General features: G+C 77.2%; 9 protein-coding genes. 8 read left to right on the top strand and 1 reads right to left on the bottom strand.

The window, feature by feature from the left end; genetic code table 11:
• Positions 1-83 precede the first annotated feature (83 nt).
• The 6 genes from moeZ (at position 84) to ACI8AD_RS15445 (ending at position 10,039) form a co-directional block, all read left to right on the top strand.
• Positions 84-1,244 (top strand): adenylyltransferase/sulfurtransferase MoeZ, encoded by a 1,161-nt coding sequence (moeZ, locus tag ACI8AD_RS15470; protein ID WP_456871406.1) that lies wholly within the window; start codon positions 84-86, stop codon positions 1,242-1,244.
• Positions 1,245-1,356: 112 nt separating this feature from the next.
• Positions 1,357-1,947 (top strand): TIGR03086 family metal-binding protein, encoded by a 591-nt coding sequence (locus ACI8AD_RS15465; RefSeq protein ID WP_456871405.1) that lies wholly within the window; start codon positions 1,357-1,359, stop codon positions 1,945-1,947.
• An 86-nt stretch (positions 1,948-2,033) separates the two neighbouring features.
• Entirely contained in the window at positions 2,034-2,981 is a 948-nt protein-coding gene (locus tag ACI8AD_RS15460) for a hypothetical protein (RefSeq protein ID WP_456871404.1), read from the top strand.
• Positions 2,978-3,316: an MGMT family protein gene (locus tag ACI8AD_RS15455; protein ID WP_456871403.1), complete on the top strand. Its 339-nt coding sequence runs from the start codon at positions 2,978-2,980 to the stop codon at positions 3,314-3,316. Before ACI8AD_RS15460 ends, ACI8AD_RS15455 begins: the two co-directional genes overlap by 4 nt.
• 124 nt (positions 3,317-3,440) lie before the next feature.
• A complete protein-coding gene (locus ACI8AD_RS15450) occupies positions 3,441-6,629 on the top strand; it encodes an ATP-dependent helicase (protein ID WP_456871402.1) in 3,189 nt (1,062 codons plus the stop codon).
• Positions 6,626-10,039, top strand: coding sequence for an ATP-dependent helicase (locus ACI8AD_RS15445; RefSeq protein ID WP_456871401.1), 3,414 nt, complete (start codon positions 6,626-6,628; stop codon positions 10,037-10,039). Before ACI8AD_RS15450 ends, ACI8AD_RS15445 begins: the two co-directional genes overlap by 4 nt.
• Before the next feature lie 48 nt (positions 10,040-10,087).
• Here ACI8AD_RS15445 and ACI8AD_RS15440 read toward each other — a convergent pair whose 3' ends face one another.
• Positions 10,088-10,924 (bottom strand): alpha/beta fold hydrolase, encoded by an 837-nt coding sequence (locus ACI8AD_RS15440; protein WP_456871400.1) that lies wholly within the window; start codon positions 10,922-10,924, stop codon positions 10,088-10,090.
• A 70-nt stretch (positions 10,925-10,994) separates the two neighbouring features.
• Between ACI8AD_RS15440 and ACI8AD_RS15435 the strand changes: the two genes are divergently transcribed.
• Both ACI8AD_RS15435 and ACI8AD_RS15430 read left to right on the top strand, forming a co-directional pair.
• Positions 10,995-12,398: a M20/M25/M40 family metallo-hydrolase gene (locus tag ACI8AD_RS15435; protein WP_456871399.1), complete on the top strand. Its 1,404-nt coding sequence runs from the start codon at positions 10,995-10,997 to the stop codon at positions 12,396-12,398.
• A gap of 76 nt (positions 12,399-12,474) precedes the next feature.
• Positions 12,475-13,392 carry a DUF2510 domain-containing protein gene (locus ACI8AD_RS15430; protein WP_456871398.1) on the top strand — a complete coding sequence of 306 codons (918 nt, stop codon included), beginning with the start codon at positions 12,475-12,477 and terminating at the stop codon, positions 13,390-13,392.
• Positions 13,393-13,431: the final 39 nt, after the last annotated feature.

The raw sequence follows: 13,431 nt of genomic DNA, 5'->3' as shown, positions 1-13,431 counted from the left end.
CGAGGGAACAGCGGCGGCTGGGACGCTGTTGTCGGCACCAACACCGGCCCGCGCCGGAGTCCGCGAAACCCCGAGGAGCAAGCGTGTCCCTGCCGCCCCTGGTCGAGCCCGCGGCCGACCTGTCCATCGACGAGGTGCGCCGGTACAGCCGTCACCTGATCATCCCCGACGTCGGGATGGACGGGCAGAAGCGGCTCAAGAACGCCAAGGTGCTCGCCGTGGGCGCCGGCGGCCTGGGCTCCCCGGTGCTCATGTACCTCGCCGCGGCCGGCGTGGGCACGATCGGCATCGTCGAGTTCGACGTCGTCGACGAGTCGAACCTGCAGCGGCAGATCATCCACGGGCAGTCCGACGTCGGCCGGTCGAAGGCCGAGAGCGCGCGCGACTCGATCGAGGAGATCAACCCGCTGGTCGACGTGCGGCTGCACGAGACGCGGCTGGACAGCGACAACGTCCTGGAGATCTTCGGCCAGTACGACCTGATCGTCGACGGCACCGACAACTTCGCCACGCGCTACCTGGTCAACGACGCGTGCGTGCTGCTCGGCAAGCCCTACGTGTGGGGCTCCATCTACCGCTTCGACGGTCAGGTGTCGGTCTTCTGGGCCGAGCACGGGCCCAACTACCGCGACCTCTACCCGGTGCCCCCGCCGCCCGGGATGGTGCCCTCCTGCGCCGAGGGCGGCGTGCTCGGCGTGCTGTGCGCGACCATCGGCGCCATCCAGGCCACCGAGGCGGTCAAGCTGATCACCGGCATCGGCGAGACGCTGCTGGGCCGGCTGATGGTCTACGACGCCCTGGAGATGACCTTCCGCACGATCAAGGTGCGCAAGGACCCCGAGGCCGAGCCGATCACCGGCCTCATCGACTACGAGGCCTTCTGCGGCGTCGTCTCCGACGAGGCCCAGGCGGCGGCCGCGGGCTCGACGATCACCGTCGACGAGCTCAAGGACATGATCGACGCCGGCAAGGACTTCGAGCTGATCGACGTCCGCGAGCCCAACGAGTACGAGATCGTGTCGATCCCGGGCGCGACGCTGATCCCCAAGGACGAGATCCTCTCCGGCCGGGCGCTCGCCCGGCTGCCGCAGGACCGGCCGATCGTGCTGCACTGCAAGACCGGCGTCCGCTCGGCCGAGGTGCTCGCCGCGGTCAAGAACGCCGGCTTCTCCGACGCCGTGCACGTGCAGGGCGGCGTGACGGCGTGGGCCACCCGCATCGACAAGACCCTGCCCACGTACTGAGGAAGGACCTCGTCCCTCCCCACGACACGCTCCGGCGGCCCGGCCTCGCCCGGAGGCTCAGCCCGAGCTTGCTCGGGTTGAGGGGGGCGAGGTCCTTCTATTGACTGGGCGGGTGCCCGAGTCGACGCCGTCCCCGACCGAGCTGCTGGAGCTCTACCAGCGCGCGCAGGCCACCTTCACCGACCGCGTCGACGCCGTCGAGCCCGGCCAGTGGGACCTCGAGGCGCTGCCCGGCTGGACCGTCGCCGACCTCGTCGCCCACCTCGTCGGCGAGGCGCACTGGGTGCCCGGGTTGCTGGCCGGGGAGCCCTACGACGACGTCGCCGCCCGGGTGCCCCAGGGCACCGACCCGCTGCTGGCACCTGACCCGCTCACCGCGTGGGAGGCCGCCGCCGACGAGGCGCTGGCCGCCGTCGCCACCGCCGACCTGGCCGGCGGCACGGTGCACCTCTCCCGCGGGCCGACGCCGGCGTGGGAGTACGTCGACGAGCTGACCGCCGACCTCACCGTGCACTCCTGGGACCTCGCCCGCGCCACCCGCGGCGACGAGGTGCTCGACCCCGCACTGGTCCGCGCCGCCGAGGGCATGGCCGCCCGGCTGCCGCGCGACGGCGTCCCGGGCCTGTTCGCCGCGCAGCTGGACGTGCCCGCGGATGCCCCGCCGCAGGTGCGGCTGCTGGCCCGCTTCGGCCGCCGGGCTTAGCCCGTCGGTGTGTCGCCGGCCCCGGATGCGGGCCGCCGCGCGCTCCACGTCCCTATCCTGCGGGCTCACGTCAGCAGGAGGACGCCATGAGTCAGCCGCCCTCGGGTCAGTACCCCGACGGCCCCGGGCAGCCGCCGTACGGCCAGCCCGGCCAGCCCGGCCAGTACGGGCAGCCGGGTCAGCCCGGTCCCTACGGCCAGCCCGGCCAGCCGAACCCCTACGGCCAGCCGGGGCAGCCGAACCCCTACGGCCAGCCCGGGCAGCCGGGGCAGTACGGCCAGCCGGGGCCGTACGGACAGCCGGGTCAGTACGGCCAGCCCGGCCAGTACGGGCAGCCGGGCGGACCGGGCGGACCGGGTCGCGGGCGGCGCGGGCTGGTGATCGGCCTCGTCGCCGGTCTGGTCGTCCTGGTCGCCGTCGCGGTCACCCTGTTCTTCGTCCTGCGGGACGACGACCCGGCCCCGGCCGCCGACGCCACGCCCACGTCGTCGTCGAGCGCGTCCACCAGCACGTCGTCGCGGCCGTCCCCGAGCACGTCCTCGAGCGCGCCCCCGCCGACGACCAGCGCGCCGTCGTCGACGGGCGGGTCCGGCACCGGCGGTGACCTGCTGGCCGTGCTGCCGGCCGACTTCACCGACTGCACGGAGGCCGAGCTGGCCGGGGACGGCGACGTCGCGCACGCGACGTGCGGCGCGAGCACCACCCAGCCCGGTCCCCAGGCGGCCGACTTCTTCCAGTACCCCGACAAGGGGACGATGGACTCGGTCTTCACCAACGACGCCTCGGCGCAGGGCCTGTCGGACCTGCCGGAGGGCCAGGACTGCACGGCGGCGACCGGCGTCGGCTCCTGGGGCGGGGGGACCAACAGCGGCCTGGTGGCGTGCGCCATCGACACCGAGAACGGCGCGGTCCTCATCACCTGGACCGACGACGCGGCGCTCGTGGAGGGCATCGTCGTGGCGCCGGGCACCACGCAGGCCGACCTCGCCGCGCTCTACACGTGGTGGTCGGCCAACAGCGACTACCAGCTGTGAGCGCCCGGGCGCCCGGGGAGCCGCGGCCCCCGGGCGCCCACACGCCCCGTCCCGATCCCGAGGACGTCGACGAGGCGGTCTTCGACGTCGTCGAGCGCATCCCGCCGGGGCGGGTGAGCACCTACGGCGCGATCGGCCGGCTGGTCGGCGTCGGCCCCCGGCGGGTCGCCCGCGCACTGTCCTCGGGCGGGGCGGCGGTGCCCTGGTACCGGGTGGTGCGCGCCGACGGCACCTGCGCCGAGCCGGTGCGGGTGGAGCAGCTCGCGCGGCTGGCGGCCGAGGGCGTGCCGGTGCGCGGCGGGCGGGTCGACCTCGCCGCGGTGGCCTGGCCCTGAGCCGCCCGCGGAACGTGCACACCGCGCGGCCGGCGGCGCCCGTCGGCCGCGCTGCGTGCACATCCCGCGGCGGCGTGACCGACGGCTCCGCGACGGTGTCGGCTCGCCGTGGTGTCATCGGAGGGTGGCACTGCGGGGGGACGAGTCGGGGCCGGTGTACCGGCTGGTGCACCCGACGGCGACGCCGGCGCCCCCGCCGCGGCTCGACCCCACCCAGCAGGCCGTCGTCGACCACCCCGGCGGGCCGCTGCTGGTGCTCGCCGGTCCCGGCACCGGCAAGACGACGACGATCGTCGAGGCGGTCGCCGCGCGGATCGAGCGCGGCGTCGACCCCGAGCAGGTCCTCGTCCTGACCTTCAGCCGGCGGGCCGCCGCCGAGCTGCGCGACCGCGTGACCGCGCGGGTCGCCCGCACCATCCGCGAGCCGCTGGCCCGCACCTTCCACTCCTACGCCTACGGGGTGCTGCGCCGCGCGGCGCTGCTGCGCGGGGAGGCCCCGCCCCGGCTGCTCACCGCCGCCGAGCAGGACGCCGTCGTCGCCGAGCTGCTGCGCGGGGACCTCGCCGGCGAGGGCGCGGTGCGCTGGCCGGCCTCGCTGCTGCCGGCGCTGTCGACCGCCGGGTTCCGCGACGAGCTGCGCGACCTGCTGCTGCGGGCCACCGAGCGCGGCGTCGGCCCCGAGACGCTGGCCGAGTGGGCCCGCGAGACCGGCACCGAGGCCTGGCTGCACGCGGCGGCGTTCCAGGAGCAGTACGAGGCGGTCACCGCGTTCTCCACCGCCGGCGGCGGCGACGCGTCCGGCTACGACCCCGCCGAGCTGGTGCGGGCCGCGATCGCCGAGCTCGAGGACGACCCGGCGCTGCTGCGCGCCGAGCGCGAGCGCGCCCGCTGGCTGTTCGTCGACGAGTACCAGGACACCGACCCCGCCCAGGTGGAGCTGCTGCAGCTGCTCGCCGGCGGCGGCGGTGACCTCGTCGTCGTGGGCGACCCCGACCAGTCGGTCTACGCCTTCCGCGGCGCCGAGCCGCGCGGCATCGTCGAGTTCCCCGACCGGTTCCGCACCGTCACCGGCCGGCCCGCGCCGCGGCTGTCGCTCGGCGTCTCCCGTCGCTCGGGCCCGGCGCTGCTGGCCGTGAGCCGCCGGGTGGCCGAGACGCTGCCCGGGCCCTGGGAGCACCGCCGGCTGACCGCCGCCGAGGGGGTCGACGAGGGCGCCGCGGAGGTCCACGTGTTCGGCTCGGCAGCGGTCGAGGCGGCCTACGTCGCCGACACCCTGCGCCGGGCGCACCTCGTCGACGGGGTCGCGTGGTCGCAGATGGCCGTGGTCGTGCGCACCGCGCTGGCGATCGGGCCGCTGCGGCGGGCGCTCACCGCGGCCGGCGTCCCCGTCGAGGTCGGCAGCGAGGAACTCCCGCTGGCCGCGCAGCCCGCCGTCGCGCCGCTGCTGGCCGCGCTCACCGCCCTGCTGCCCCGGCCCGGCGACGAGCCCGGCGCGCTCGCCCTCGACGAGACCGGCGCCGAGGCGCTGCTGGCCTCCGCGCTCGGCAACGCCACCGTGCTCGACCTGCGCCGGCTGCGCCGCGCGGTGCGCATCGCCCAGGCGCAGCGCGGCGTCGACGCCGACGAGCGCGGCGCGCCGCTGGCCACCGCGCTGGCCGACGAGGCGCTGCTGGAGGAGCTGCCCGAGGCCGTCGCCCGCCCGGCCCGCCGCGTCGCCGGCGTGCTGGCCGCCGGCCGCGTCGCGCTCGCCCGCGACGGCTCGGCCGAGGACGTGCTCTGGGCGATGTGGCAGCGCAGCGGCCTGGCCGGCCGCTGGGCGCGGGCCAGCGCCGCCGGAGGTGCGGCCGGCGCGGTCGCCGACCGCGACCTCGACGCCGTCGTCGCGCTGTTCGACGCCGCCGCCGACTTCGTCGACCGGCTGCCCTCGGCCACCGTCGCCGCGTTCGTCGAGCACCTCACCGCCCAGCAGCTGCCCGGCCTCGACGCCGCCGGCCGCGGGTCGGTCGCCGACGCCGTCCGGCTGCTCACCGCGCACGCGGCCAAGGGCCTGGAGTGGGACGTCGTCTGCGTGGCCGGGGTGCAGGAGGGCATCTGGCCCGACCTGCGCGACCGCGGCACGCTGCTGGGCACCGAGCTGCTCGTCGAGCGGGTGGCCGGCATCGACGGCGCCGTCGTCGACCGCCGGGTGCAGCTGCTGGCCGAGGAGCGGCGGCTGTTCTACGTCGCCTGCACCCGCGCCCGCCGCCGGCTGGTGGTCACCGCCGTCGAGGGCGCCCTCGACGGGCCCGACGCCGGGGCCACCGCCTCCCGCTTCCTCGACCTCGTAGCCGCCCCGCCCGAGGAGGGCCGGCCGCTGACCCCGCTGCCGCGCTCGCTGACCCTGCCGGCGCTGGTCGCCGAGCTGCGGCGCGCGGTCAGCGACCCGCAGACCGAGCCCCCGCGCCGGTCGGCCGCCGCCGCGGTGCTGCGCCGGCTGGCCGACGAGGGCGTGCCCGGCGCCGCACCCGACGACTGGTGGGGCCTCGCGCCGCTGTCCGACGACGCCCCGCTGGTGCCCGACGGCGCGCCGGTGCGGGTGCGCCCGTCGGCGATCGAGACCTTCCAGCGCTGCCCGCTGACCTGGGTGCTCGGCGCGGTCGGCGCCGAGGCCTCGCCCGACACCACCCGCAGCGTCGGCTCGGCGGTGCACGCCGTCGCGCAGAAGGTGGCCGAGGGACTGCCGGCCGGCGAGGCGCGGGCGGCGCTGGCCGAGGAGCTCGACGCCCTCGACCTCGGCCCCGGCTGGGCCGACCAGCGGCAGCGGGTCGCCGCCCGCGACATGCTCGAGCGCTTCCTCGGCTGGCACGCCGCCAACCGCCGGGAGCTGCTGGCCGCCGAGGCCGACTTCGACGTCACCGTGGACCGGGCCCGCCTGCGCGGGCAGGTCGACCGGCTCGAGCGCGACGCCGCCGGGCGGCTGGTCGTCGTCGACCTCAAGACCGGCCGCACGCCGGCCCGCGACGTCGACACCCACGGGCAGCTGGCCGCCTACCAGGTCGCCGTGGCCGCCGGCGCGTTCGGCGACCACGGCGACGCCCCCGGCGGCGCCTCGCTGCTGCAGGTCGGCTCGGGGACGAAGGCCAAGGAGCAGGCGCAGGAGCCGCTGCCGGCCGACGTGCCGCTCACCGGCACCTGGGCCGGGCAGCTGATCGCGCAGGTCGGCGACGGCATGGGCGCGGGCACCTTCGAGGTGCGCACCGGCAGCCACTGCACCCGGTGCCCCGCCCGGCGCAGCTGCCCGCTGCACGAGCGCGGCCGGCAGGTCACCTCGTGAACCGGCGCACTCCCACCCCGGTCGAGGACCAACTCGCCTTCGACGACGCCCTGTTCGGGACCGCGCCGGAGCCGGTGCGGGAGCGGCGGGTGCTCGGCCCGGCGGAGGTCGCGCAGCGCTGCGGCCTCGCCTACGCGCCCTCCGACGAGCAGGCCCGGGTGGTGGCGGCGCCGGCCGACCGGCCGCTGGTCGTCGTCGCCGGGGCCGGGTCGGGCAAGACCGAGACGATGGCCGCGCGGGTGTGCTGGCTGGTGGCCAACGAGCTGGTCGCTCCCGACGCGGTCCTGGGCCTGACCTTCACCCGCAAGGCCGCGAGCGAGCTCAACGAGCGCATCCGGATCCGGCTGGGCGCCCTGGCGCGGCACCCGGAGACCGAGCCGGAGCTGCGGGAGCGGCTGGGCGTCGCGATGCCCACGGTGTCGACCTACCACGGCTACGCGGCGTCGCTGGTCAGCGAGCACGGGCTGCGCATCGGCGTCGAGCCCGGCGCCGGCGTCCTCGGGCCGGCCATGTGCTGGGGGCAGGCGGCGTCGGTGGTGTCGGGCTGGACCGGCGACATGGACGACGTCCCGCTCAGCCCGCTGACCACCGTCGAGGACGTGCTGGCGCTGGCCGGCGAGCTCGGCGAGCACGACATCGAGCCCGACCGGCTGCGGGCGTGGACCGCGCAGCTGGAGCGGCGGATCGCCGGCTACCCCGACGCGAAGGGCAAGCGCGGCCCCTACAAGACGGTGCTCGACGTGCTCGCCCGCCAGCGCGCCCGCGTGGCGCTGCTGCCGCTGGTCGAGGCGTTCGAGGCGCGCAAGCGGGCGGCCGGCGCCATCGACCACTCCGACCAGGTGGCGCTGGCGGCGAGGGTGGCGGTCAGCGCGCCCGAGGTCGGCCGCCGCGAGCGGGCCCGCTGGCGGATCGTGCTGCTCGACGAGTACCAGGACACCAGCGTCGGCCAGCTGCGGATGCTCGAGGCGCTGTTCGGCCGCACCACCGGGCACCCGGTGCTCGCCGTGGGCGACCCGCGGCAGTCCATCTACGGCTGGCGCGGCGCCTCGGCCGGCACGATAGAGCGCTTCGACCGCACCTTCCCCGGCACCCGCGGTGCCGAGGCGCAGCGGCTCACCCTGGCCACCAGCTGGCGCAACGACGGCGCGGTGCTCGCCGTCGCCAACGACGTCGCCGGGCTGCTGCCGGCGCCGCCGGTGCCGCTGCCCGACCTCGCGCCCGCCCCCGGCGCCGCGCACGGGCTGGTCACCGCCGGCCTCTACCCGACCGTCGCGGAGGAGACCGAGGCGCTGGCCGACCGGCTGGCCGCCTGCTGGCGCGGGGAGGACCCCGACCTGCCGCCGCGCCCCGACGGCCGCCCGCCCACGACGGCGGTGCTGGTGCGCACCCGCAAGCAGCTGCCCGGCATCGCCGCCGCGCTGCGGGCCCGCGGCCTGCCGGTCACCGTCGCGGGCCTCGGCGGGCTGCTGGAGGTGCCCGAGGTCTCCGACGTCGTCGCCACGCTGACGGTGCTCGTCGACCCCACCGCCGGGGACGCGCTGGGCCGGCTGCTCACCGGTGCGCGCTGGCGGATCGGCCCGCGCGACCTCGCCGCGCTGGAGGCCCGGGCCCGCGCGCTGGTGCACTCCCGCCGGCCCGACCGCGAGGACGACGACCGGCGGCCGTCCGAGCGGGGCAGCATCGTCGAGGCCCTCGACGACCTCGGCGACCCCGCGGCCTACTCCGCCGCCGCGTACCGCCGGCTGCGCCGCCTGGGCGCGGAGCTGGCGCACCTGCGCGGCCGGCTGGGGGAGTCGCTGCCGGACATGGTCGACGACGTCGTCCGCGTGCTGGGCCTGGAGACCGAGCTGGCCAGCACGCCCGGCGTCAGCCCCGGATCGGCGCGGGCTCACCTCGACGCGCTGCACGCCGTCGCCGCGCAGTTCACCGAGCTGGCCGAGCTGCCCTCGCTGCCGGCCTTCCTCGGCTACCTGGAGGACGCCGAGGAGCGTGAGCGCGGCCTCGAGCCCGGCGAGGTCGCGGTGGACCCCGAGTCCATCCAGCTGCTCACCGGCCACTCGGCCAAGGGCCTGGAGTGGGACGTCGTCGCCGTGCCCGGCATGACCGCCGACCAGTTCCCGGCCCGCACCGACACCGCCGACTCCTGGATCAGGGACCCCGGCGCGGTCCCGGTCGACCTGCGCACCACCGACCGCGGGGAGCTGCCGCAGCTGCGCCTGCCGGTGCCCGGGTCCGGTGACCAGGCCGCCGTGCGCGCCGCCCTCGAGGACTACGTCGAGGAGTGGAAGCGCTTCGGCGAGGCCGAGGAGATCCGGCTCGGCTACGTCGCGGTCACCCGGGCCCGGCACCTGCTGGTCTGCTCGGGCAGCTGGTGGCGCGACGGCGTCAAGCCCAACGGCCCGTCGGTGCTGCTCGACGCCGTCCGCCGCGCCTGCACCGCCGGCGCCGGCGTCGTCGTGGCGTGGGCCGAGCCGCCGGAGGAGGGGGCCACCAACCCGGCGCTGGAGGAGTGGCCGGTCGGCGTCTGGCCGGCCGACCCGCTGTCCCCGCCGCGCCGCCGCGCGCTCGCCGCCGCCGCCGAGCTGGTCGCGGGCGCGGCCCCGCACCCGCTCGAGGCCGCGGCCACGCTGGGCGCCGGCGACCCCGTGGTCGAGCAGTGGGTGCGCGACGCCGACCTGCTGCTGCGCGAGCGGCGCCGCACCGCCCGGCCGAGCGTCGAGGTGCCGCTGCCCAGCCACCTGTCGGTGTCGGAGCTGGTGACCCTGCGCCGGGACCCGGCCGAGCTGGCCCGGCGGCTGCGCCGCCCGATGCCCACGGCGCCCGCGCCGCTGGCCCGCCGCGGCACCGCCTTCCACGCCTGGCTGGAGGAGCGCTTCGGCGTCGCGCGGCTGCTCGACCTCGACGAGCTGCCCGGCTCCGGCGACGAGTCCGCGGCTCCCGACGGCGCGCTGGGCGAGCTGCAGCGGGCGTTCCTGGCCGGCCCGTGGGCCGACCGGCAGCCGGTCGAGGTCGAGGTGCCCTTCGAGACGCCGCTGGGCCCGCTGACCCTGCGCGGGCGGATCGACGCGGTCTTCACCGACGCCGACGGCCGCCACGAGGTGATCGACTGGAAGACCGGCCCGCCGCCGGCCGGGCGGGAGCTCGCCGCCGCGGCGGTGCAGCTGGCCGCCTACCGGCTGGGCTGGTCGCGGCTGACCGGGGTCCCCGTGGAGCGGGTCAGCGCCGGTTTCCACCACGTCGCCGCCGGCGTCACCGTGCGCCCGGTCGACCTGCTCGACGAGGCGGGCCTGCTGGCCCTCGTCACCGGTCGGGCGGTCCACGGCGAGGAGCCCGAGGCCCCGGACGACCTGCCGCCCGAGCCCGACGACGACGACCTGCCGCCCCCGCCGGAGGACCCGGGACTCGGGTGACGGCGCCGCGAGCGAGGTCGGGCACCGCGAGCCGAGGGCGGAGCGCCCTCAGCTGGACGCGATGCGGTCCAGGATCGCGGCGGCCAGGGCGTCGGGCGCCTCCTCGGGGATCCAGTGGCTCACGCCGGCCAGCTCGACGAACCGGTAGTCGGCGTTCACGTGGGACGAGCAGCCCTCGGCGGCGATCCGGCCGATGGCGATGTCGGCATCGCTCCACACGAAGGTGGTCGGCACCGGGACGTCGGCGACGGGGGTCGCCGAGGACATCGCCCGGTACCAGTTGAGCGCCGCGGTGAGCGCGCCCGGCGCCGACAGCACCGCCACGTACTCCTCGACCGCCTCCGGGTCGACCGCGTCGCCGTACATCCGGCGCAGCCGCCGGGCGCCGTCGGCCAGCAGCACCTCCTCGGCCTTGCCCTCCTGCCAGAACAACCGGATGTAGGAGGAGCGCTCCTTCTGCTCCGGGTCGCTGCGCCAGGCCATCGTGAACGCCGTCGGGTGCGGCACCGAGACGGCGGTCAGCGACCGCACGCGGTCGCTGTGCCACGCCGCCAGCCCCCAGGCGACGTTGGCGCCCCAGTCGTGCCCCACGACGTCGGCCACCGGCGCGCCCAGGGCCGTCATCAGGTCGGCGGTGACCTGCGCGAGGTTGGTCAGCGCGTACGCGTCGACCTCCTGCGGCCGGGCGCCGGGGGAGTAGCCGAGCTGGTCGACGGCGTAGCTGCGCAGACCCGCCTCGCTCAGCCGCGGCTGCACCGCCGCCCACGACAGCGACGTCTCGGGGAAGCCGTGCAGCAGCAGCACCGGCCGCCCGTCCTCGGGGCCGTCGGCCCGCACCTCGAAGGTCAGGTCACCGACGTCCACCCGCAACAGCTCTCCGGCCACGGCGCCGAACCTAGCGGCCGGTCCGGCCCGGGACCTGGCCGGTGGCGGCCCGCCGCTACCGTCGGCGACCGTGACGTGCCCGGAACGCGACTTCGTGCTGGCCCACCTCGACGACCTGCACGCCGACCTCGACGCCTGGCTGCGCATCCCGTCGATCTCCGCCGACCCGGCGCACGCCGGCGACGTCGCCCGCAGCGCCGAGTGGCTGGCCGACGCGCTGCGCCGCACCGGCTTCCCGACCGTCGAGGTGTGGGAGACCCCCGGCGCGCCGGCGGTGTTCGCCGAGTGGCCCAGCGCCGACCCCGGCGCCCCGGTCGCGCTCGTCTACGGCCACCACGACGTGCAGCCGGTCGACCCGCCGGAGCTGTGGGTGCACCCGCCGTTCGAGCCCACCCGGGTCGAGGGGCCCGACGGTCCCGAGCTGCACGCCCGCGGCGCCATCGACGACAAGGGCAACGTCGCCTTCCACCTGCTCGGCATCCGCGCGCACCTGGCCGCCACCGGCCGCGACACCCCTGCCGTCACGGTGAAGCTGCTGGTCGAGGGGGAGGAGGAGTCCGGCTCCCCGCACTTCGCCGACCTGCTGCGCGAGCGCGCCGACCGGCTCGCCTGCGACGTCGTCGTGGTCAGCGACACCGGCATGGCCGCCCCCGACGTGCCCAGCGCCGTCGTCGCCATGCGCGGGCTGGCCGACGCCGAGATCACCCTGCGCGGCCCCGCCGTCGACCTGCACTCGGGGTCCTTCGGCGGCGCCGTCCCCAACCCGCTGCACGCGATGGCGTCCCTGCTCGCCGCGCTGCACGACGAGCACGGCCGGGTCACCCTCCCCGGCTTCTACGACCGGGTGCGCCCGCTGACCGACCGCGAGCGCGAGCTCGTGGCCCGGGTGCCCTTCGACGAGGCCGCCTGGCTCGCCGGCCCGGCCGCCTCCCGCGCGACCGCGGGCGAGGAGGGGTTCAGCACGCTCGAGCGGATCGGCGCCCGCCCGACCGCCGAGGTCAACGGCCTGTGGGGCGGCTACACCGGCCCCGGCCACAAGACGATCGTCCCCGCCGAGGCGCACGCCAAGCTCACCTTCCGGCTGGTGGCCGACCAGCGGCCGGAGGACGTCGGCCCGTCGCTGCGCGCGTGGGTCGACCAGCACCTGCCCGAGGGGATCGAGGCCGAGGTGCACACCCCGCCCGGCGGCGTCGCCCCGTGCGCCAGCGACCTGGACTCGCCGCACGTGGACGCCCTGCTGCGCGCCATCGGGCAGGCCTTCGACACCGACCCCGCCGACGTGCTGTTCCTCCGCGAGGGCGGCAGCGGGCCCGAGGCGGACCTGGTCGAGCAGCTCGGAGCCCCGCTGGTGTTCCTCGGCGCCGGCCTGCCCACCGACCGCATCCACTCGCCGAACGAGCGGGTGCTGCTGCCGATGCTGTACCGCGGGGCGGAGGCCGCCGCGCACCTGTGGCGGGAGCTGGCCGCCCGCTGACCGCACCGGCCGCCGTGTGGGGCGCCGCGCGCCGCGGCGGCCCTGCTCAGCGCCCTCGTCGTCCTACCCTGACCGCGTGAGCGGACCGGGCCAGACCATCGCACCGGCGGGGTGGTACCCCGACCCCGACGGCGCCGCGGGCACGGTGCGCTGGTGGAACGGGCAGACGTGGTCCGACGTCACGACCCCGGCGGGGCCGGGCGTGGCGGTCCAGGCCGCACCGGTGGCCGCACCGGTGGCCGCCCCGGCGCTGCCGCCGCCGGGGTGGGACGCCGGGCAGGGGAGCGGCTGGCAGGCCGGCCCGTCCTCGCCGCCGCCCCCGCGCCCGCGGACGGCGTGGTGGCTCGGGGGCGCGGTGCTCGCCGTGGTCGCCGTCGTGGTGGTCGCCCTCGTCGTCGGCTTCTCCGGTGGCGGCACCCCCCCGGTGCCCGAGGACCCGCCGGTGTCCGCCGGCCCGTCGGGCACCCCGTTCCCGCCGGGCACCGTGCGGATCGTCGACGAGGAGTCGGGCATCTCCTACCCGTTCCTCGGCAACGGCTGGTTCGAGTACGACCTCGGCCTCATGCCCGAGACCCGCACCATCGCCGGGCAGTACTTCGTCACGCAGGAGGAGATCCCCACCGGGGGCAACTTCATCGCCCAGTGCACCTCCGGACCGGTCAACGACGGCTACGGCTGGAGCGGGCCCGGCAGCGAGCAGGCGACCGTGACGGCGCTGGCCGACAGCGTCCGCACGGCCTACTACCCGTTCCCCAACGAGCGCGAGGTGCTGCGCGACGAGGCGCTCACCGTGGACGGGCACGCCGCGCACCTGATCGAGTTCCAGCTCACCTGGGACGTCGAGGGCTACGACTCCACCGGCGAGCGGGCGGCGCTGGTGGTCGTCGACGTCGGCCGGCCCGACCCCGCGCTGCTGTACCTCTCCATCCCGAACACCCACGCCGAGCTCTACGGCGTCATCGACCGGGTGGTCGGCGACATCGACGTGCTGTGACCGCGCGGTCCGGGTCGTCGGCCGCCCGGCGCCGCGTCG

The sequence above is a fragment of the Geodermatophilus sp. SYSU D00766 genome (assembly GCF_054049915.1).
This window is presented reverse-complemented; position numbering and strand designations above follow the sequence as displayed.